The organism is Mycobacterium sp. NGS69 (genome assembly GCF_059812165.1).
In genome coordinates this window covers 571,079-591,279 of sequence record NZ_JCALCD010000001.1, presented here as the reverse complement: position 1 = coordinate 591,279, position 20,201 = coordinate 571,079, and the positions used below count along the sequence as shown (strand labels likewise).

The following is a 20,201-nucleotide window of genomic DNA, read 5'->3' as shown; positions in this document are numbered from 1 at the left end:
GGTCGTGGAAAAGTCCGGCAAGACGGGAATATGTCGGTGCGGTCTGCAAGATGAAGTAGTGGCGTTGAATTTTCCGTTGACTACGCAACAAGCGGCGCAGCCTGGAGGGATCGTGATATGACGTTCGCCCCGGCCAGCACCGCCCAAGCCGAGATGGCCGACGCTGCGGCTGCCGCTGAATACATCGCCGACGGCTGCCTCGTCGATGCCCCGCTGAGGAGCATCGGTCTCGAGCTGGAGGGCCACTGCCACGACCAGGCCGACCCGCACCGCAGGCCGCGCTGGGACGAAATCGCGGCCGTTCTCCGGCTACTCCCCACCCTGCCGGGCGGCAGCGCCGTCACGGTGGAACCCGGCGGAGCCGTCGAACTGTCCGGGCCGCCGGCGGACGGGGTGCTGGCCTCGATCGATGCGATGAACCGGGACCAGGCCGTGCTGCGGTCGGCTTTCGCCGACGCCGGGCTGGGCCTGGTTTTCCTCGGGGCGGATCCGCTGCGGCCGCCGAAGCGCATCAACCCCGGTGCGCGTTACCAGGCGATGGAACAGTTCTTCCGCTCCAGCCGCTCAGGCGAGGCGGGCGCGGCGATGATGACGTCGACCGCGTCGATCCAGGTCAACGTCGACGCCGGGCCTCGGGACGGCTGGGCGGCGCGGGTCCGGCTGGCGCACGCGCTGGGGCCCACGATGATCGCGATCGCCGCCAACTCCCCGATGCTGGGCGGCGAGTTCACCGGTTGGGTCTCCACCCGGCAGCGGGTGTGGGGGGACATGGACTCGGCCCGTTGCGGGCCCATCCTGGGGGCCAGCGGCGACGACCCTGGCACCGACTGGGCGCGCTACGCGCTCAAGGCCCCGGTGATGCTGGTGCACAACCCGGACGCGACGGCCGTCACGCAGTGGGTGCCCTTCGCCGACTGGGTGGACGGCCGGGCGTTGCTCGGTGACCGGCGCCCGACGCTCGCCGACCTGGAATACCACCTGACCACGCTGTTCCCGCCGGTGCGGCCGAGACAGTGGCTGGAGATCCGCTACCTCGACAGCGTGCCGGACGCCCTGTGGCCCGCCGTGGTGTTCACGTTGGTGGCGCTGCTCGACGACCCGGTGGCCGCCGACATCGCGGCCGAGGCCGTCGAACCGGTCGCCACCGCATGGGACACCGCGGCGCGGGTGGGCCTGCGCGACCGGCGGCTCTACGCGGCGGCGAACAAATGCGTGGCCATCGCCGTCGAGCGGGCGCCGGCGGAGCTGGCCGACGCGATGCAACTGTTGGTCAGCGGAGTCGAGCGGGGCCGATGTCCCGGCGACGACTTCTCCGACGAGGTGATCGAGCACGGCATCGAGGCGACGGTCTCGAGGGCCGCGCGCTGGCCGCAAGGGGGCCCGTGACTTCTCGGGAAAAGCTGGCCGACGATTTGGCGCGGGCGCGGACGCGGACGCTGCGGCTGGTCGAGTTCGACGACGCCGAACTGTGGCGGCAGTTCGACCCGTTGATGAGCCCGCTGGTGTGGGACCTCGCGCACATCGGTCAGCAGGAAGAGTTCTGGTTGCTGCGGGGCGGTGATCCGTCCCGGCCGGGGATCCTGCCGCCGGCCGTCGAGGGCCTCTACGACGCTTTCGAACACTCCCGGGCCAGTCGCGTCGAGTTGCCGCTGCTGTCGCCCGAGCGCGCGCGGTCCTACTGCCGCACCGTGCGGTCCGCCGCGCTGGACGCCCTGGACGCCCTGCCCGACGACCCCGCCGGCGCGGAAGCGGCGTTCACCTTCGGGATGGTGGTCAGCCACGAAAACCAGCACGACGAGACCATGCTGCAGGCGCTCAACCTGCGCACCGGCGCGCCGCTGCTGCGCGACGTCCCGGCCCTGCCCGCCGGCCGGCCCGGGCTGGCGGGAACGTCGGTGCTGGTCCCCGGCGGCCCGTTCGTGCTGGGTGTGGACGCCGCGAGCGAACCGTACTCGCTCGACAACGAGCGCCCCGCCCACGTCGTCGACGTGCGGGCCTTCCGGATCGGGCGGGTCCCGGTCACCAACGGCGAGTGGCGAGCGTTCATCGACGACGGCGGCTACGACCAGCCGCGGTGGTGGTCCGAGCGCGGCTGGCAGCACCGCCAGACCGCGGGTCTGACCGGGCCGCAGTTCTGGAGTTCGGACGGCCGAACCCGCGCGCGGTTCGGCTACATCGAGGACATCCCCGCCGACGAGCCGGTGCAGCACGTCACCTACTTCGAGGCCGAGGCCTATGCGGCCTGGGCCGGCGCCCGGCTGCCCACCGAGATCGAGTGGGAGAAGGCCTGCGCGTGGGATCCGGCGGCCGACGCCCGGCGCCGCTACCCGTGGGGGGAACGGCAACCGTCCGACGACCTGGCCAACCTGGGCGGCACCGCGCTGCGGCCCGCGCCCGTCGGCGCGTATCCCGCCGGCGCTTCGGCCTACGGGGCCGAGCAGATGCTCGGCGACGTCTGGGAGTGGACCGCCTCGCCGCTGCGGCCGTGGCCGGGGTTCGTCCCGATGATCTACGAGCGCTACTCACGGCCGTTCTTCGACGGCGACTACCGGGTGCTGCGCGGCGGCTCGTGGGCCGTGGAGCCGGGGATCGTGCGGCCGAGCTTCCGCAATTGGGACCACCCGATCCGGCGTCAGATCTTCTCCGGTGTCCGCTTGGCCTGGGACGTGACCGACTGATGTGCCGACACCTGGGCTGGCTCGGCGCCGACGTGAGCGTGTCCTCGCTGGTGCTGGACCCGCCGTGCGGGCTGCGGGTGCAGTCGTATGCCCCGCGCCGCCAGAAGCACGGCCTGATGAACGCCGACGGTTGGGGCATCGGGTTTTTCGACGGCGACGTGCCCCGGCGCTGGCGCAGCCCGGCGCCGCTGTGGGGCGACGCGTCGTTCGATTCGGTGGCGCCGGCGCTGCACAGCCACTGCGTGGTGGCCGCGGTGCGCTCGGCGACCGTGGGCATGCCGATCGAGGCCAGCGCGACGGCGCCGTTCACCGACGGCCGCTGGTTGTTGTCGCACAACGGAATCGTCGACCGCACGGTGCTGCCGCTCGCCTCGTCGGCCGAATCGGCTTGCGACAGCGCCATCCTCGCGGCCACCATTTTCGAGCGCGGGCTGGACGCTCTGGCCGATACCGTCGCCGAAATCGGGGCGGCCGACCCCTTGGCGCGGCTGAACGTGTTGGCCGCCAACGGCTCTCGGCTGCTGGCGACCGCCTGGGGCGACACCCTGTTCCTCCTGCGCCGCGACGACGGCGTGGTGCTGGCCAGCGAACCGTACGACGATGCGCCCGACTGGCAGGACGTGCCGGACCGGCACCTGGTTGAGGTCACCGAGCGGGGGGTCACGCTGACGCCCCTCAATTCGAAAGGCTCTTCATGACGCTGTCGCTGTCCAACCACCTCGCCGCCGACTCGGCGTACCACGCGCTGCGCCGCGACGTGCTCGATGGCCTGCAGCAGACACCGAAGGCGTTGCCGCCCAAGTGGTTCTACGACTCGGTGGGCAGCGACCTGTTCGACCAGATCACCCGGCTGCCGGAGTACTACCCTACCCGCGCGGAGGCCGAGATCCTGCGGGCCCGGTCGGGCGAGGTAGCGGCCGCCAGCGAGGCCGACACGCTGGTCGAATTGGGCGCCGGGACGTCGGAGAAGACCCGGCGGCTGTTGGACGCGCTGCGCGACCGGGGCTCGCTGCGCGGGTTCGTGCCGTTCGACGTCGACGCCGGCGTGCTGTCGGCGACCGCGACCGCCATCCAGCGCGAGTACCCGGGCGTCGAAATCAGCGCGGTCTGCGGGGATTTCGAGGAGCACCTGACGGAGATACCCGACGGCGGGCGGCGACTGTTCGTGTTCCTGGGGTCGACCATCGGCAACCTGACGCCCGAGCCGCGCGCGCAGTTCCTCGCCACGCTGTCCGGGGTGATGCGGCCGGGGGACAGCCTGTTGCTGGGCACCGACCTGGTCAAGGACGCCGACCGGCTGGTCCGTGCCTACGACGACGCCGCCGGGGTGACGGCGCGGTTCAACCGAAACGTGCTCGCGGTGATCAACCGCCAACTCGACGCCGACTTCGACATCGAGGCCTACCGGCATGTGGCGCGGTGGAACACCGAAGAGGAGCGCATCGAAATGTGGCTGCGGTCCGGCCGGCGCCAGCGGGTGCAAGTCGGCGCGCTCGAATTGACCGTCGATTTCGCGGACGGCGAGGAAATGCTCACGGAGGTGTCGTGCAAGTTCCGCCCGGGCGGCGTGAGCGCCGAGTTGGCCGCCGCAGGGCTGCGCCGCATTCGGTGGTGGACCGACGCCGCGGGCGACTTCGGGCTGTCGCTGGCGGTTAAGTGAGCCTGGCCGACCGATGGCGGGCGGCCCGCCCGCCCGTGGCCGGGCTGCACCTGGACAGCGCCGCCTGCTCGCGCCAGAGCTTCGCGGCCCTGGATGCGGCCGCCAAGCATGCGCTGCACGAGGCCGAGGTCGGCGGGTACGTCGCGGCGGAGGCGGCCGCCCCGGTGCTCGAGGCCGGACGCGCCGCGGTCGCGACGCTGTGCGGCACGCCCGACGCCGAGGTGGTGTTCACCACCGGCTCCCTGCACGCGCTCGATCTGCTGCTGGGCGCTTGGCCGGCCGACCGGCGCACGCTGGCCTGCCTGCCCGGCGAGTACGGCCCCAACCTGGCCGTGATGGCCGCCTACGGGTTCGAGGTGCGCACGTTGCCGACCCTGGACGACGGCAGGCTGGCGCTGGACGAGGCGGCTTTCGAACTCGAAAGCGACCCACCGGATTTGGTGCATCTCACCCCGCTGGCCAGCCACCGGGGCGTGGTGCAACCGCTTGCCATGGTGGCCAAGTTGTGCCGTCAGCTGAGCCTGCCGCTGGTGGTCGACGCCGCACAGGCGCTCGGCCACATCGACTGCGCGGTGGGGGCCGACGCCATGTATTCGTCGTCGCGCAAGTGGATCGCCGGACCGCGTGGCGTCGGTGTCCTGGCCGCCCGGCCCGGGCTGATGGATCGGCTGGTGCCGCGACTGCCGGCGCCGCAGTGGGCGTCGCAGCTGTCGGTGGCGCAGCAACTCGGCTTCGGCGAGGCCAATGTCGCCGCGCGGGTGGGCTTTTCGGTTGCCGTGGGGGAGCACCTGGCAGCCGGGGCGGAATCTGTGCGTGCCCGGCTGGCCGAGCTGGGCGCGACCGCCCGGAGCCTGCTGAGCGATGTCGACGGCTGGTTGGTGGTCGAGGAGGCCGAGGAGCCCAGCGCCATCACGACGCTGGCCCCCGTCGACGGCGTCGACCCCGAAGCGGTGCGGGCGTGGCTGCTCGCCGAGCGACGGATCGTGACGACTTACGCCGGGGTGGCGCGCGCGCCGCGCGAACTGTCCGCCCCGGTGCTGCGGATCTCGCCCCACGTGGACACCACCGCCGACGACCTGGAGACCTTCGCCGAGGCGCTGATCGCGGCCACCGCGGCAACCAGCTGAAATACCGGACTCGTCAATTTCGACTCCAATTTTGACCGGACGTATGAGAAGGCCTGTTCTTATTGGGCATGTGTGGAGTACCTTTTGGCTTCTGTAGCGCGCGGCGAATCAGGGATCGGGACCTGCAAGGGCTCGCCGTCGACGATGCAGCCGGTGGGAAGAGGTGCGGGATGAATTTCTCCATGTTGCCCGGCGAATTTGTTTCGGCCGCAACCTCATTCGGCTCGGTGGCCCCGTTTGCGGCGTGCGTGAAAGGAGATGGAGATGGCGTTTGTGATCACCGTGCCGGAAGCGGTGCAGGGCGCGGCCCGGGACCTGGCGGGGATTCGTGCCTCGCTGACCCAGGCCGCCGCGACCGCGGGCCCCACCACCGGGATCGCGACCGCCGCCGGCGACGAGGTATCGAGCGCGATCGCGTTGCTCTTCGGCAGCGCCGGCCAGCAATTTCAAGCTCTCAACGCTCAAGCACAGGCGTTCCACGCGGAGTTCGAAAGCCTGCTGACCGCGGGTGCGGCGGCATATGTCAGTGCCGAGGCCGCTAACGCAGGGCAGGCGGCCCCCGCAGCCGTGGCGGCGGCCGTACCCGCCGCGACCTACCGAACCTTCAACCTGTTCAACGGCCTGCTTGACATCAACATCGGGACCGCCGGCATCCAGTTCACCATCAGCACACCCGGGGCCATCCTGCCGGCCACGCACATACCCCCGATAAGCGTCGCCCCCTTCAATCTGCCCCAGATCACGATCCCGCCGGTGAACATTCCGGCCGGCGCCACGCTCGCGAATCTCACGGTGAGTCCGTTCAACTTGCCCCAGCTGTCGATACCGTCCATCAACATCCCGGCCGGGACGACGCCCGCCAACATCACCGTGGGTGCGTTCAACCTGCCGCAGATCACGACACCCGCCATTACGGTGCCGCCGATCAACCTGCCCGCGGTGACGATACCGCCGTTCCAGACGCCCCTGGTCCAGGTGTCGGGCTGGAGCCTGCCTTCGGTAACCGTTCCCAGAATCGATCTTCCCCAGATACAGGTTCCGGATATCAACGTTCCGGGTGGCGGCCAGACTGTAGTCACCCTCACAACCGGGAACATTCTTTTCCCGAACTACAACATCAATCTCCAATCGTTCGATTTAGCGCCATCACTCGGCTTCAACACGCCGGGCTTCATCACGCAATTCGGCATCCCCAGCATTCAGGTCGGGCCACTCACCCTGCCGATCCTGAGCATCAGCAACCCGAGCGGCGGCAACTACGTGTTCCCGTCCATCGGGCTTTCGGGCTTCAGCATCCCGTCGATCACGGTCCCACCGATTGCCGTCGGCGGTTTCACCCTGCCGCAGGTCAGCTGGCCGGCGTTCGCTACCGCGCCGCTGACCATCCCGCCGATCGGTGTCGGCGGTTTCACGCTGCCGCAGGTCAGCTGGCCGGCGTTCGCTACCGCTCCGCTGACCATCCCGCAGGTCGGCGTCGGCGGCTTCAGCCTGCCCGACATCAACGTCCCCAACATCACCGTGGCGCCCGTCCAGCAGTACCAGTTCACGATCCCGCCGATCCCCACCTGGCCGAACGGACTGACCGTCGACGCGAGCAACTTCATCTCGATCATGAACGACGTCGCGGCCAGCCTGCTGGGCACGGGCCCCTGACCCGATACCTCAGCCGGCCTTGTGCGCCGACAGCAGGAAGGCCGGCAACTTCATCCGCCCCTTCTCGTCGCGGTCGTGCGGCGGAAATTCGAACGGCGCGTCGGCCAGTGCCGGGATGTTCGCGTGGATGAAGGCGGGCCGGATCTCGTCGATCTCCCAGTACCTGCTCACCGCGGCACGCAACTCGTCCTCGTCGACCTCGTTCGGCTTGGGCTCCATCTCGGCGGGGAAGGCGCCCTTGGCGAACACCAGCACGAAATAGCTCGCGCCCGGGGCCGCCGCGCGATGGACCGAGCGCAGGTATCCGTCTCGGCCCTCCACCGGCAGCGAATGAAACAGCGTCGAGTCCGCGATCGTGGCGAAGCGTCCGTCGTAGCCGGTGAAGGACGTGATGTCGGCCTGCACGAAGGTGGCGGTGGTCAGGCCCCGGTCGGCGGCCGCCTTGGTGGCGGCGGCGACGGCGGTCGGCGTGAGGTCGATGCCGACCACGGTGTAGCCCTGCGCGGCCAGCGCCAGCGACAGCTCGGCGACCCCGCACCCGGCGTCCAGCACGTCGCTGCGAAACTTTCCGGCCGCGATCAGCGCGGCCAATTCCGGCTGCGGCTCACCGATGTTCCACGGCGGTGGCCCCTGGAATTCGCCCTCCTCGCGGTACGCACCGTCCCAGTCCATGATGTCGGATGACATGGTTCCCCTATCGATCCCAGGTATGCACCGGCTCGTTGGTATGCATGTGTTCGCAATACCGCCGGAGCATTTCGGCGAGCGCCGTGGGCCGGCTCATGCCGCCGTCCTCCAGCGTACGCACGGTGGACACCTGCCAGCCGGCCCCGTTGCGGCCGGCCCGGGCGCGTCCCTCGATGACACCCAGGAACCGGTCGCGCACCTCGGCGTCGACGCCCCAGCGGCGCAGTCCCTCGTCGGCGATCGGCAGCAAGGTGTCGAGCACCAGCTCCCGCGCCGACACCTTGCCCATGCCGGGCCAGAGCAGTCGGGCGTCCATGCCGTGGCGCGCCGCCTCGAGGAAATTCTCGCGTGCCACAAGAAAACCCATCCTGTTCCAGAGCGGGTCCTCGTCTTCCGACAGGCCGCGCAGCGCGCCGTAGTAGAAGGCGGCGTTCCCCAGCATGTCGATGACGGTCGGTCCGGCCGGCAGCACCCGGTTCTCCAACCGCAGATGCGCGCGCCCGTCGACCACGTCGTACACGGGCCGGTTCCACCGGTACACGGTGCCGTTGTGCAGGCGCAGTTCGGGCAGGTGCGGGGTGCGTCCCGCGGCCAGCTCGGCGACCGGGTCCTCGTCGGACACCTCGGGCAGCAGCGACGGGAAATATTGGATGTTCTCTCCGAACAGGTCCAGCACGGAGGTGATCCAGCGTTCGCCGAACCACACCCGCGGCCGCACGCCCTGGGCCTTGAGCTCCTCGGGACGCGTGTCGGTGGACTGGGCGAACACTTCGATCCGGGTCTCCGACCACAGCTGGTGACCGAAAAAGTACGGCGAGTTGGCCCCCAGCGCCAGCTGCGGGCCCGCGAGGATCTGGGCCGCGTTCCAGTTGGCGGCGAACTCCGCGGGGGCGAGCTGCAGGTGCAATTGCATGCTGGTGCAAGCGGATTCGGGCGCGATGGTGGCGGCGTTCCAGCTCAGCGGCTCCGGGCCGGAGATGTCGATCGGGATGTCCTCGCCGCGGGCGGAAAAGATCGAGTCGTTGAGGGCGGCATAGCGCGTCGACTCGCTCATCCACCCCTCGGCGAGGTGTTCGGGCATCAGCGTGGGCAGGATGCCGATCATCACGATGTGCGCGCCGCCCGAGTCGGCCTTGGCCTCGGCGTCATTCAGGCTGGCCCGCACCTCGGCCTCGAGGTCGAGCCCCGTGTGCCCCGGCAGCGGGCGCGGTGGGACGTTGAATTCGATGTTGTAGGCACCCAATTCGGTCTGGAAAGCGGGATCGGCGATGGCCTCCAGCACCGATCGGTTGGACATGGCCGGCTGGTAGTCCGCGTCGACGAGGTTGCACTCGATCTCCATGCCGGTGAGCGGCCGGTCGGAATCGAAGCGCGACTGGGCGAGCATCGTCTCGAAGACGTTCAGGCACAACCGCAACTTGCGCCGGTATTCCGAGCGTTGCGCGCGGTCATACGTGGTGCGCTTGACCTCTTCGCCCACAACGCCGATGCAACAGGTTTACCGGCGGCAACGCAAGGGCGACAGGCTGACCAGTGCTGACGGCGGCCGGGTGGGTAGACCATCATGGACGTAGGAGTCTCAATCACGGGTGGAGGAGAGCTAGTTGGCCGAGTCCGCTGAATTCGTAGCCGCAATCGATCAGGGCACCACCAGCACCCGCTGCATGATTTTCGATCACGACGGCGCCGAAGTGGCCCGCCATCAGCTCGAACACGAGCAGATCCTGCCCCGCGCCGGCTGGGTCGAGCACGACCCGGTGGAGATCTGGGAGCGCACGTCGTCGGTGCTGATGTCGGTATTGAACCGGGCCAAGCTGACGCCGAAACACCTGGCGGCCCTGGGGATTACGAACCAGCGCGAAACCACGCTGGTATGGGACAAGCGGACCGGCCGGCCCTACTACAACGCGATCGTCTGGCAGGACACCCGCACCGACCGGATCGCGTCCGCGCTGGAGCGAGACGGCCACGGCGACGTGATTCGCCGCAAGGCCGGCCTGCCGCCGGCGACCTATTTCTCCGGCGGCAAGCTGCGATGGATCCTGGAAAACGTCGACGGGGTCCGCGAGGCCGCCGAACGCGGTGACGCCCTGTTCGGCACCGCCGACACCTGGGTGTTGTGGAATCTCACCGGGGGCCCGCGGGGCGGGGCGCACGCCACCGACGTGACCAACGCCAGCCGGACCATGCTGATGAACCTGGAAACCCTCGACTGGGACGACGAGCTGTTGTCGTTCTTCGGCGTCCCCCGTGCGATGCTGCCGGCGATCGCGGCGTCCTCGCCCCTGCAGCCCTTCGGTGTGACGCTGGAAACCGGGCCGTTGGGCGGCGAGGTGCCGATCACGGGGGTCCTCGGTGACCAGCACGCGGCGATGGTCGGTCAGGTGTGCCTCGCCGAGGGCGAGGCAAAAAACACCTACGGCACCGGCAATTTCCTGCTGCTCAACACCGGCGAGGCGATCGTGCGGTCGAAGAACGGCCTGCTGACCACGGTCTGCTATCAGTTCGGCGACGCCAAACCCGTGTACGCGCTTGAGGGTTCGATCGCGGTCACGGGCTCGGCGGTGCAGTGGCTGCGCGACCAGCTCGGCATCATCAGCGGTGCCGCGCAGAGCGAGTCGCTGGCCCGTCAGGTTCCCGACAACGGCGGGGTCTACTTCGTCCCGGCGTTTTCCGGGTTGTTCGCCCCCTACTGGCGATCCGACGCCCGTGGCGCGATCGTTGGGCTGTCACGGTTCAACACCAACGCGCACCTGGCGCGCGCCACGCTGGAGGCGATCTGCTATCAGAGCCGCGACGTGGTGGACGCGATGAAGGCGGATTCCGGTGTGCGCCTTGAGGTGCTGAAGGTCGACGGTGGCATCACCGGCAACGAGCTGTGCATGCAGATCCAGGCCGATGTGCTGGGTGTGGACGTGGTGCGGCCGGTGGTCGCCGAGACGACCGCGCTCGGGGCCGCCTACGCGGCGGGCCTGGCCGTCGGGTTCTGGGCCGATCCGTCGGATCTGCGGGCGAACTGGCAGGAGGACAAGCGCTGGACGCCGACGTGGGACGACGAGCAGCGCGAAGCGGGATACGCGGGTTGGCGCAAGGCGGTGCAGCGGACCCTGGATTGGGTCGATGTGAACTAGCTTTCCCACCGCGAGCGTGCGTGTCTGGACGGCGGCACGCCGCTTCGACTGGCATTCTGCGCACGCTCGCGGCGGAAAAAGGGACCTCAGTCCTCGCCGAGGATGCCGTAGACCTCGCGGCGGGCGTTGTTGATGATCTCGACGATGCGCTGCTGCTGCTCCTCGGTGGCGGTGTGCGCGGATTGCGCGACCGCACCGAACAACTGGCCGATGGCCGCGCGCAGGTTGACCGCACCCGGGTCGGCGCCCTCGGCGATCTCGTCCCAGGGCTTGGTCTCGATCTTCTCCGCCGCAGCGCGTCCCTCGTCGGTCAGCTCGAAAAGCTTTTTGCTGCCGTCGGTTTCGCTCGCGTTGATCAGGCCTTCATCGTCCAACAGCTGCAGCGTCGGGTACACCGACCCGGGGCTGGGCCGCCAGATCCCGTTGCTGCGCTCGGCGATCTGCTGGATCATCTCGTAGCCGTGCATCGGCCGCTCGGCCAGCAGGGCCAGGATGGCCGCGCGCACGTCGCCGCGGCGTCCGCGGCCGGAGCCGCCACGACGCCGTCCGCCGCGCCGCCCACCCGGGCCGAACCCGAAGCCGAAGCCCGGGCCGAACCCGGGACCGAAGCCCGGCCCGAAACCGGGGCCGAAGTGGTCGCCGGCGTGGTCGCGGAGGTGTTCGCGGAATTCCCGCCGGGCCTGGCGCCTGGCGTCGTGCAGGGCGCGCCGGTCCACCGGGCCGGGGCCGAAGCCGAAGCCGGGCCGGCCCACGAAGGGTCCCTCGGGGGGAGTGAATGGGTTACTCATGGTTGGTAGTTCCTCTCAATGTTTTGTGGGTAACGCGCCGGTCGCGCGCTACGGAATATCACGATATATCGTAAACTAACGTGATGCAACGGGATATTCCGTCTAGGCACTTTCAAGGCGCACCGAAATCGCGTTGAACTGGGGAAAGCCGATTTCACGCCGTTGGCGACGAGCGGTTTGCATCCCGCGGGCGGCGGGTAGGAACTGGGGGATGAACGCTAACAACAACCTGACGGTCGGCGGCGGAACGCAGAGCGCGGCCGGGCCCACCCGGGGCGACGACGCCCGGGGCCGCGGCGCATGGCCGTGGGTGAACTGGGGGTTGGCGCTGGCGACGGTGCCGGCCGCGGCCATCGTGATGCTCTTCGCGCTCGGTGCGGTGATGAGCACCGATGGGTGCAGCGACCGCAGTTGCCCCAATCTGGGGCACGGCGGCATCGACTTCGGTGTCGCGTTCTACGGCGCGCCCGTGGTGGCGGTCGTCGTCCTGGTCATCTCGTTCTTCACCGCAAAGCGCCGCGGCGGCATCGCGGTTCCGCTGGTCGGTTGGGCGCTGCTGGTCGCCGACGTCGCGCTGATGGCGGCGGCCGTTTCGGGCTAGCCCGGCGGCGCGAAGCCGCCGGGATCCGGTTCCGGGGCCGGTTGCTGTTGGGGTTGCTGCGGCCACGGCGGGGGCGGCGGGGCCGGCGGTGGCCACGGGCCCGCGGGGGGCATGGTGGGCGGTTGGGGTTGCAGCCGCGCCAGTTCGCGGCGGTGGCGCTCGGCGAGTACCGCCGCGAGCACCAGCTCCGGCGGGGCGGCGGGCGGCGGCGGCGGTGCGATGCGCGACACGACGTCGCCGGCGATCCGGTAGGCCATCTGTAGGCGCAGCTGACCGTCGAGTTGCGGTGCGCGGGACAGGAACTGCCGCGCGACCTCGGCCTGCCCGGCGCCCAGTCCCGACAGCTGCAGCGAGGACGCCCACCACGCCAGCGACGGTGGCATCACCGGCGGCGGGCTCAGCCGGGGGCCGCGCTCGCTGACCACGACGGTGCCGGCGAAGACGTCGCCGATGCGCTTGCCCTTGGGGGAGAAGATGCTGCAGATGACCGCGGGACTACCCGCGAGCATCCAAATCTCCACCACCGACGCCAGCGCTCGAAACAGCGCCTGCCGGAAGCGTTCTGGGCCGCCGTCCTCGGACACCACCCGCAGGCCCATCGCGATCTTGCCCACCGACCTTCCCCGCGTGGCGGTTTCGAACGCCAACGGGTAGCCGACGACCACCAGCACCGTGAAGATCAGCAGGACGGCCGTGCTCAGCGCGGTATCGAACTGGGTCAGGGTGGCCGCCCACAACATCAGGCCGAGCACGTAGCAGATGAAGATCACCGCTATGTCGATGAGCGCGCTGGCCGCCCGCACCGGCAACTGGGCGATCTGCACGTCGAGCACCACGGCGTCCCCGGTCACCACCTCCGACATAACACCGAACGGTACAGGCCGATTAGGCTGCGCAGGGTGGACGTCGACGCATTCGTGCTGACCCATCGCGGTACGTGGGACCGCCTCGACCAGTTGGTCAAGAGACGCCGGTCACTGACCGGCGGCGAGGTCGACGAACTCGTCGAGCTTTACCAGCGGGTCTCCACCCACCTATCGATGCTGCGGTCGGCGTCCTCGGATTCGCTGCTGATCGGCCGGCTGTCGAGCCTGGTCGCGCGCGCCCGCTCCGTCGTGACCGGCGCGCATGCCCCGCTGAGCAGCACGTTCGTCCGCTTCTGGACCGTGTCGTTCCCGGTGGTCGCGTATCGCACCTGGCGGTGGTGGTTGGGCACGGCGGTCGCGTTTTTCGCCGTCGTGGTCATCATCGCGATGTGGGTGGCCGGCAACCCGGAGGTGCAGTCCGCCCTCGGAACGCCAAGTGACATCGACGAATTGGTCAACCACGATGTCGCGTCGTACTACAGCGAGCACCCCGCCGCCGCGTTCGCCCTGCAGGTCTGGGTCAACAACTCCTGGGTGTCCGCGCAGTGCATCGCCATGTCCGTCGTGTTGGGGCTGCCGATCCCGATCATCCTGTTCAACAACGCCGCCAACCTCGGGCTGATCGCCGGGCTGATGTTTCAGGCCGGCAAGGGCGGCATCCTGTTGGGCCTGCTGATCCCGCACGGGTTGCTGGAGCTGACGGCGGTATTCCTCGCGGGCGCAACGGGGATGAGGCTGGGCTGGTCGGTGATTTCGCCGGGCGACCGGCCCCGCGGACAGGTCCTCGCCGAACAGGGCCGCGGCGTCGTCTCGGTCGCCGTCGGGCTGGTGGGTGTGTTGCTGGTCTCGGGGCTGATCGAAGCGCTGGTTACGCCGTCACCGCTGCCGACCTTCGTCCGGGTGGGCATCGGGATCATCGCCGAGGCCGCATTCCTGTCCTACATCGTGTATTTCGGCCGGCGCGCGGCGAAGGCCGGCGAGACCGGCGACACCGAAGACGCACCCGACGTGGTGCCCACCGGCTGAGCCGCGAAAGTTACAGCCGCCCCGTCGCTTTCATCGCCAGATAGCAGTCGGCGAGCGCGGGCGCGATCTCGGTCGGCGGGGCGTCGACGACCTCCACGCCGCCGCGCCGCAGCCGCGTCGCGATCGCGCCGCGGTCGTTGCGGGACCGTTCGGCGGCCGCCGCGTCGTAGACGGCGGCCGGGTCCGAGCGCCCGGCGGCCATCTGGTCGACGCGCGGGTCGCCGACGGCGGCGATCATCACGTGGTGTTTGGCCGACAGCTGCGGCAGCACCGGCAGCAGGCCCTCGTCCAGGGCGGTCGCGTTGAGGTCGGTCAGCAGCACCACCAGCGACCGCCGCCGGGTGCGCCGCAGGATGGTGGCAACCATTGCGCGCCAATCGGATTCGATGAGCGCCGGCTGCAGCGGGGCCATCGCGTCGACCAGCTGGGCGAGCAGCTCGGTGCGCGACGCGCCGAACACGCCGGCCCGGCTCACCCGGTCGTGGGCGAGGAAGTCGACGTGATCGCCTGCCCGCGACGCGAGCGCGGCCAGCAGCAGCGCGGCGTCCATCGCCCAGTCCAGCCGGGGCCACCCCGCCGGGTCGGAGGCGGTCGGGTCGACGCCGACGCGACCCGCTGCGGTGCGGCCCGTGTCGAGCGCAATCACCACGCGCCGGTCGCGTTCGGGTCGCCAGGTGCGGACCACCACGTCGGCACGCCGGGCGGACGCGCGCCAGTCGATCGAGCGCACGTCGTCTCCGACGACATACTCACGCAGCGAATCGAATTCGGTTCCCTGCCCGCGGATCAGCGTCGGCAGGAGGCCGTCGATCTCACGCAGCTTGGCGAGCCGCGACGGCAGGTGCTTGCGCGACAGGAACGGCGGCAATACGCGGACCTGACCCGGCACCGGCCGTGAACCCTGCCGTCCGGCCAGCCCCAGCGGCCCGATCGATCGCGCCGTGACCGCGGCCGCGCGCTGATCGCCGCGACGAACCGGGCGCAGCCGGGTCTCGAGCGGATGCGCCTGCCCGGCCGGGATGTTGACGGCGTGAATGCGCGGCTCGGCGCACGCGCTGGGTGGCCACGCGTCGCGGACCTGTCCGCGGAACCGCCGGCGGCCGCCGTTGTGCACCTGTAGGCCGATCGTCACCGGCTGCGCGAGCCGGGCCGAGCAGTCCGGTGACCGGGTATAACGCAACGCGCGGGGGCTGGCCGCCAGCGCGGCGTCGACCACCACCAAGGCCACCAGCAACGCCAGCAGTATCACGAAAGCCCTTGTGGGCCAAGGTGATACCGCGATGGGCAGGACGCCGATCAGCGCCAGCAGCCCGGTGCGTCCGGTCACGATCACTAGCGGGGCACCGGCACCGACGCCAGGATTCCGTCGAGCACGCCGTCGGGCGTCGCCCCTTCCAGCTCGGCCTCGGGCCGCAGCATCACCCGGTGTCGCAACGTCGGACGGGCCATGGCCTTGACGTCGTCGGGGGTGACGTAGTTGCGGCCCGACAGCCACGCCCACGACCGCGCGGTGCCCAGCAGCGCGGTGGCCCCGCGCGGCGACACACCCAGCTGCAGGGCGGGCGAGGAGCGGGTGGCCCCGACGATGTCGACGATGTAGCCCAGCACCTCGTCGGCGACCAGGACCTGTTGCACCGCCTTGCGCCCGGCCGCGAGCTCGTCCGGCCCGGCCACCGGGTTGATCTCCGACAGGTCGCGGGGATCGAAGCCGTGCGCGTGCCGGCCGAGGATGGCGATCTCGGCGTCGCGCGACGGCAGCGTCACGTTCAGTTTGAGCAGGAACCGATCCAGCTGGGCCTCGGGCAGTTGGTAGGTGCCCTCGTATTCGACCGGGTTCTGGGTCGCGGCGACGATGAACGGGTCGGGCAGCGGTTTGGCCTCGCCTTCGACGCTGACCTGACGCTCCTCCATCGCCTCGAGCAGCGCGGCCTGAGTCTTCGGCGGGGTGCGGTTGATCTCGTCGGCCAGCAGCAGGTTGGTGAACACCGGACCCGGCCGGAACACGAAGGCGGCGGTGCGCGCGTCGTAGACCAGCGAGCCGGTTACGTCGCCGGGCATCAGGTCGGGGGTGAACTGTACCCGCTTGAACTCCAGCTGCAGCGCGGCCGACATCGCCCGCACCAGCAGCGTCTTCGCCACTCCCGGAACGCCTTCCAGCAGCACGTGACCGCGGCACAACAGCGCGATCACCAGGCCGCTGACCACTCCCTCCTGCCCGACGACTGCCTTGGCGAGCTCGGTCCGCAACGCCAGCAGCGACTCGCGCGCCGACTCAGCGCCGGGGATTTGTGTTTGCGTCACGTTCGTGTGACCTGCCTTTCGATGTCGTCGAGCGCACGGGCAAGTTGTAGCAGGTCGTGGTCGGTGGCCGGCGGTGGCCCGAACAGCTGGTAGGAAACGAATCCCGGGTCCGCGCCGCTGCGTCGGGCCACGGTCTGGACCACCGCGGGCGCCGGCGCTCCCGGGCCGAGGCCGAGCCGGGGCAGCAGCCGCTGCACCGTGGCGGTGCGCAACGCCGCGGCGGCGCGGTCGCGGGCCCGATGGGACCGGTAGAGCCGGCCGCGGCCCTCGACGGTCTCCGACGCGCGCACCACGACGGGCAGTTCCTCGGCCACCAGCGGTCCCGGCCGGCGGCCCTTCCACAGGGCGACGAGGAGCACGACCAGACACAGCTGCCAGACGATCCAGGTCACGTTTTCCGGGATCAAATCCGAAATCGATGCGGGGGAGGATGTTTCGCCCTCGAAGCGGTGGGGCGCGTACCAGATGAGCCGGGGCCGCGCGCCCGCAAGGTTCATCGCCAGCGCGGCGTTCCCCGCCTGCAGCAGGCTCCCGTTGGTCATGAAGTCGGTGCTGCCGACCGCCGTGACGGTCCGCCCGTCCTCCCGGTACCGGACGAGTACCCCGTCGTAGCAGCTCGTCATGTCCCGGCGGTCGGTGGCACGATAGGTTTCGCTGGGCCCGAACCGCACCGTTCCGGCGCGATTCGCCTCTCGCAGCGAGCAATTCGGGCTCTTGTCGAATGACGTACTGCCGGCCGACATGCGCACCCCCGGCATCAGCGCCTCCCGCGCGCGCACCGTCGGCTCTACCAGCAGCAGATCGCCGGGGGCGTTGCCCAGCCGGTCCAGCAGCGCGGTGTCCGTGAGGTATTGGCTCTGCGCCAACAGGATCTGCGTGCCCGGCCGCGCCGCGCGCTCGACGTCGGCGACGGTGTCGGCCACCACCACCTCGACTCCGCCGTCGCGCAGCAGCGTCACCAGGGCGCGCGCCCCGTCCGGCTCGGTCGATTTCGGATCCATCCGGGCGCCGGGCCGCGGTGCGGTCAGGTAGGCGCCGATCCCGGCGATGACGGCGAGCGCGACGATGGTGAGGACCGCCCACGCCCACGTTCGCCACCGCTGCGCCGGCGCCGCCGCCGGATGCGTTGCCGTCATCGGACCTGTGCCCAGGAGTCGGTGGCCTCGGTCCGGCCCGCCGCCGGCGCCGCGGCGGCCGAGCGCGAGCGCAGGTGGTCGTCGAGGGCGGCGATCATTCGATAGGCGGCCTCGGTTCCGGGTCGCTCGCCGTAGGTCACATCGTTGAATGCCGTTGCGGCCTCGGATAGTTCGCTGCCCAGGTGCGGCAGCGCCGCGCCGGCGTCGGAGGCCAGCTCGTTGGCGGTGCGGCCCGGTGCCGGTTCCAGCACCCCGGTCTCCTCGAGCTGGCGGGCGACGGCGCGCAGCCGGTGCCGGATCGCCGCCGCCCAATCCCCTTGCGCGGCGTAGCTTTCCGCGGTGGCACGATGCTGCGCCGCAGTGAGCTGGGCGGCCTCGAACAGCTGGTAGTCGCCGCCGCGGTTGGTGCGCATGGTGCGTCGTGCGATGCGGACGGCGACGACGACCGCAACCGCGAGCAGGATGAGCAGCACGCTGGTGGTGAACCAGCCGCCCGGTATCGAGGCGGTCTTCTCCAGCAGCCGGTAGATCAGTTCGTTGACCCACTCGGCGAATTGTTGGGCGGCCGAACCTTTCGAGTAGATCGGTTTGCCCAGCTCGACCTGTGCGGCCTGATGCGCGGCATCACGGTCGATGTCGATGGAAGGCACTGTCCGCTGATCCTAAACCGGCCGGGTCAGCCAGAGGTTGTCGGTGGACGCGCCCGCGTAGGTTCCGCCGGCGGCGCCGGTCTGCAGCACCAGGTCGAACGCCTCGGCCCGCATGCGGCGGTCGGTGTAGAGCAGCGTGATGACGCCGGCGTTGAACGGGGCGATGATGATCTGGCCGATGGCCGACCCGACCGACGCGATCGCGCTGCTCAGCAGCAGCCCCCCGGTGGACGGGGCGCCGCCGCTGATGAGAAATATTTGGCCGACGATGCTGAACGGCAGCGCGACGGCGTTGCCGATGAACGACGCGACGATGAACGTGAGCGTCCGGATCCCCAGCACTCGCCAGAAGCCGCTTCGGACCAGCCGGAACGATCGGGTGATCGCCTCCATGACGGGCAGCCGCTCCAGCACGATCAGCACCGGCGCGAACAACACCATGGTGTAGAGGTAGACCAGCGCCACGATCGCCGCGAGCACCAGTGGGAGGCCGAAGAGGACCGCCAGCGCCGGGGCGCCGGCGACCGCCAACAGCGCGATGATCACCGCCACCAGCCCGAAAATGGCCGACACGGCTACGCCTTCCAGCAGCGCCAGCCCGAGCAACGAGAGCAGCCGCCCCCGAATCTTGACCCAGGTTTCACCGATCGTGATCGGGGATCCGAACACCGCGCGCCCGACGATGACGGTGAGCATGCCGGACAGCAGCATCCCGCCGAGCCAGGTGACCACCATCCCCGCCGCCATCGAGCCCAGCCACGCGCCGACGACGCCGCCGCTGAGCTCGCTGGAGCGCGCGACGGTGATCCTGCCGTAGGCGGCCAGCGGGCCGAACGCCGCGAGCATGGAGATGAGCTGCATGACCACGACCACTATCGCGGTCAGTCCCAGCGTCGCCCTGGGGTTGGCCCGGATGAACCCGACCGCGCCGTTGAAGATGTCGCTGAGGGTCAGGGGCCGCAGCGGGATGATCCCCGGCTTGAGCGCCCCGGGTACCAACTGCGGCGGGCCGTATCCCGGCGGCGGGCCGTATCCGGGCGGCGGGCCGTATCCGGGCGGTGGGCCGTATCCGGGCGGTGGGCCGTATCCCGGCGGTGGCGCGCCGTATCCGGGCGGCGGGCCGTAGCCGGGCGGTGGCGCGCCGTATCCCGGTGGGGGGCCATACGCGACGGGCGGGTAGCTGGCGGGCGCGTATTGGCCGGGCGGGGGGTACGCCGGATAACCGGGCGGCGGGGGCGCGTTCACCGTTTGTTACGGCCTTCAAGGCCGTTCAGGCCTGCATAACCGGGTTTGCGGCCGGGCCCGTCATTCGTCATGGGCTCCATCCTGTCGGCGGTCCGGGCATTTCTCAATCTTGACCGGCGCCACGGCGCGTAGCGTCTGGGCCATGGCGGAACTGAAATCCCGGCTGCGGACCGACCTCACCCAGGCGATGAAGGCCCAGGACAAGTTGCGAACCGCGACCCTGCGCATGCTGCTGGCCGCGATCCAGACCGAGGAGGTGTCCGGCAAGCAGGCGCGCGAGCTCACCGACGACGACGTCATCAAAGTGCTGGCCCGCGAATCGCGCAAGCGCGCCGAGGCGGCCGAAATCTACACCCAGAACGGTCGCGGCGAACTCGCCGCCAACGAGCACGCCGAGGCGCGGATCATCGACGAGTACCTGCCCACGCCGCTCACCGAGGCCGAGCTGGCCGACGTCGCCGATACCGCGATCGCCCAGGTCGCCGAGGAGATCGGCGAGCGGCCGGGCCCCAAGCAGATGGGGATGGTGATGAAGGCGGCCACCGCGATCGCGGCCGGCAAGGCCGACGGCGCGCGGTTGTCGACCGCGGTGAGGGAGCGCCTGTAGGCCGAATCGGCCTGTGCCACTCGGGGATCGGGCGACCGAGCGGGG

At 70.2% G+C, this 20,201-nt stretch carries 19 protein-coding genes; 10 read left to right on the top strand and 9 right to left on the bottom strand.

Annotation, left to right across the window (positions count from 1 at the left end):
* The first annotated feature begins 117 nt into the window (after positions 1 to 117).
* The 6 genes from egtA to AC5Y2S_RS03030 all read left to right on the top strand — a co-directional run bounded on the left by egtA (position 118) and on the right by AC5Y2S_RS03030 (position 7,118).
* On the top strand, positions 118 to 1,386 hold the full coding sequence (gene egtA, locus AC5Y2S_RS03055) for an ergothioneine biosynthesis glutamate--cysteine ligase EgtA (protein WP_499953701.1): 1,269 nt from the start codon (positions 118 to 120) through the stop codon (positions 1,384 to 1,386).
* Complete coding sequence (gene egtB, locus AC5Y2S_RS03050; protein ID WP_499953699.1) at positions 1,383 to 2,678, top strand: ergothioneine biosynthesis protein EgtB; 1,296 nt, start codon at positions 1,383 to 1,385, stop codon at positions 2,676 to 2,678. Before egtA ends, egtB begins: the two co-directional genes overlap by 4 nt.
* Entirely contained in the window at positions 2,678 to 3,376 is a 699-nt protein-coding gene (egtC, locus tag AC5Y2S_RS03045) for an ergothioneine biosynthesis protein EgtC (protein WP_499953698.1), read from the top strand. The genes egtB and egtC overlap by 1 nt, the downstream gene beginning before the upstream one ends.
* Positions 3,373 to 4,338 carry an L-histidine N(alpha)-methyltransferase gene (egtD, locus tag AC5Y2S_RS03040; protein ID WP_499953697.1) on the top strand — a complete coding sequence of 322 codons (966 nt, stop codon included), beginning with the start codon at positions 3,373 to 3,375 and terminating at the stop codon, positions 4,336 to 4,338. The genes egtC and egtD overlap by 4 nt, the downstream gene beginning before the upstream one ends.
* A complete protein-coding gene (gene egtE, locus AC5Y2S_RS03035; protein WP_499953695.1) occupies positions 4,335 to 5,465 on the top strand; it encodes an ergothioneine biosynthesis PLP-dependent enzyme EgtE in 1,131 nt (376 codons plus the stop codon). The genes egtD and egtE overlap by 4 nt, the downstream gene beginning before the upstream one ends.
* 264 nt (positions 5,466 to 5,729) lie before the next feature.
* Entirely contained in the window at positions 5,730 to 7,118 is a 1,389-nt protein-coding gene (locus AC5Y2S_RS03030) for a PE family protein (protein ID WP_499953694.1), read from the top strand.
* A gap of 9 nt (positions 7,119 to 7,127) precedes the next feature.
* On the opposite strand, the gene AC5Y2S_RS03025 is transcribed toward AC5Y2S_RS03030, so the two are convergent.
* Together AC5Y2S_RS03025 and AC5Y2S_RS03020 are read right to left on the bottom strand one after the other, a co-directional pair.
* Positions 7,128 to 7,805 (bottom strand): class I SAM-dependent methyltransferase, encoded by a 678-nt coding sequence (locus tag AC5Y2S_RS03025; protein WP_499953693.1) that lies wholly within the window; start codon positions 7,803 to 7,805, stop codon positions 7,128 to 7,130.
* Between the two features lie 7 nt (positions 7,806 to 7,812).
* Positions 7,813 to 9,285, bottom strand: coding sequence for a glutamate-cysteine ligase family protein (locus tag AC5Y2S_RS03020; RefSeq protein ID WP_499953692.1), 1,473 nt, complete (start codon positions 9,283 to 9,285; stop codon positions 7,813 to 7,815).
* A gap of 124 nt (positions 9,286 to 9,409) precedes the next feature.
* Between AC5Y2S_RS03020 and glpK the strand changes: the two genes are divergently transcribed.
* Positions 9,410 to 10,936: a glycerol kinase GlpK gene (glpK, locus tag AC5Y2S_RS03015; RefSeq protein ID WP_499953690.1), complete on the top strand. Its 1,527-nt coding sequence runs from the start codon at positions 9,410 to 9,412 to the stop codon at positions 10,934 to 10,936.
* An 86-nt stretch (positions 10,937 to 11,022) separates the two neighbouring features.
* Here glpK and AC5Y2S_RS03010 read toward each other — a convergent pair whose 3' ends face one another.
* Positions 11,023 to 11,724 (bottom strand): PadR family transcriptional regulator, encoded by a 702-nt coding sequence (locus tag AC5Y2S_RS03010; RefSeq protein WP_499905116.1) that lies wholly within the window; start codon positions 11,722 to 11,724, stop codon positions 11,023 to 11,025.
* Positions 11,725 to 11,935: 211 nt separating this feature from the next.
* On the opposite strand from AC5Y2S_RS03010, the gene AC5Y2S_RS03005 reads away from it, so the two are divergent.
* Positions 11,936 to 12,325, top strand: coding sequence for a hypothetical protein (locus AC5Y2S_RS03005; protein WP_499953689.1), 390 nt, complete (start codon positions 11,936 to 11,938; stop codon positions 12,323 to 12,325).
* Here the strand turns inward: AC5Y2S_RS03005 and AC5Y2S_RS03000 are convergent.
* A complete protein-coding gene (locus AC5Y2S_RS03000) occupies positions 12,322 to 13,188 on the bottom strand; it encodes an RDD family protein (RefSeq protein WP_499953688.1) in 867 nt (288 codons plus the stop codon). The two genes, AC5Y2S_RS03005 and AC5Y2S_RS03000, sit on opposite strands and share 4 nt — an antisense overlap.
* 36 nt (positions 13,189 to 13,224) lie before the next feature.
* On the opposite strand from AC5Y2S_RS03000, the gene AC5Y2S_RS02995 reads away from it, so the two are divergent.
* On the top strand, positions 13,225 to 14,217 hold the full coding sequence (locus tag AC5Y2S_RS02995; RefSeq protein WP_499953687.1) for a stage II sporulation protein M: 993 nt from the start codon (positions 13,225 to 13,227) through the stop codon (positions 14,215 to 14,217).
* A 10-nt stretch (positions 14,218 to 14,227) separates the two neighbouring features.
* On the opposite strand, the gene AC5Y2S_RS02990 is transcribed toward AC5Y2S_RS02995, so the two are convergent.
* From AC5Y2S_RS02990 to AC5Y2S_RS02970, 5 genes are read right to left on the bottom strand one after another with little or no spacing between them, the layout of a single operon-like run.
* A complete protein-coding gene (locus tag AC5Y2S_RS02990; RefSeq protein ID WP_499953685.1) occupies positions 14,228 to 15,550 on the bottom strand; it encodes a DUF58 domain-containing protein in 1,323 nt (440 codons plus the stop codon).
* A complete protein-coding gene (locus AC5Y2S_RS02985; RefSeq protein ID WP_499954349.1) occupies positions 15,550 to 16,620 on the bottom strand; it encodes an AAA family ATPase in 1,071 nt (356 codons plus the stop codon). Before AC5Y2S_RS02985 ends, AC5Y2S_RS02990 begins: the two co-directional genes overlap by 1 nt.
* Positions 16,515 to 17,654 carry a DUF4350 domain-containing protein gene (locus AC5Y2S_RS02980; protein ID WP_499953683.1) on the bottom strand — a complete coding sequence of 380 codons (1,140 nt, stop codon included), beginning with the start codon at positions 17,652 to 17,654 and terminating at the stop codon, positions 16,515 to 16,517. Before AC5Y2S_RS02980 ends, AC5Y2S_RS02985 begins: the two co-directional genes overlap by 106 nt.
* Positions 17,651 to 18,304, bottom strand: coding sequence for a DUF4129 domain-containing protein (locus AC5Y2S_RS02975; protein WP_499953681.1), 654 nt, complete (start codon positions 18,302 to 18,304; stop codon positions 17,651 to 17,653). Before AC5Y2S_RS02975 ends, AC5Y2S_RS02980 begins: the two co-directional genes overlap by 4 nt.
* 12 nt (positions 18,305 to 18,316) lie before the next feature.
* Positions 18,317 to 19,549, bottom strand: a complete 1,233-nt coding sequence (locus AC5Y2S_RS02970) for a DUF7847 domain-containing protein (RefSeq protein WP_499953680.1) — start codon at positions 19,547 to 19,549, stop codon at positions 18,317 to 18,319.
* A gap of 142 nt (positions 19,550 to 19,691) precedes the next feature.
* Here AC5Y2S_RS02970 and AC5Y2S_RS02965 point away from each other — a divergent pair, with 142 nt between their 5' ends.
* Entirely contained in the window at positions 19,692 to 20,156 is a 465-nt protein-coding gene (locus AC5Y2S_RS02965; RefSeq protein WP_499953678.1) for a GatB/YqeY domain-containing protein, read from the top strand.
* Positions 20,157 to 20,201 lie beyond the last annotated feature (45 nt).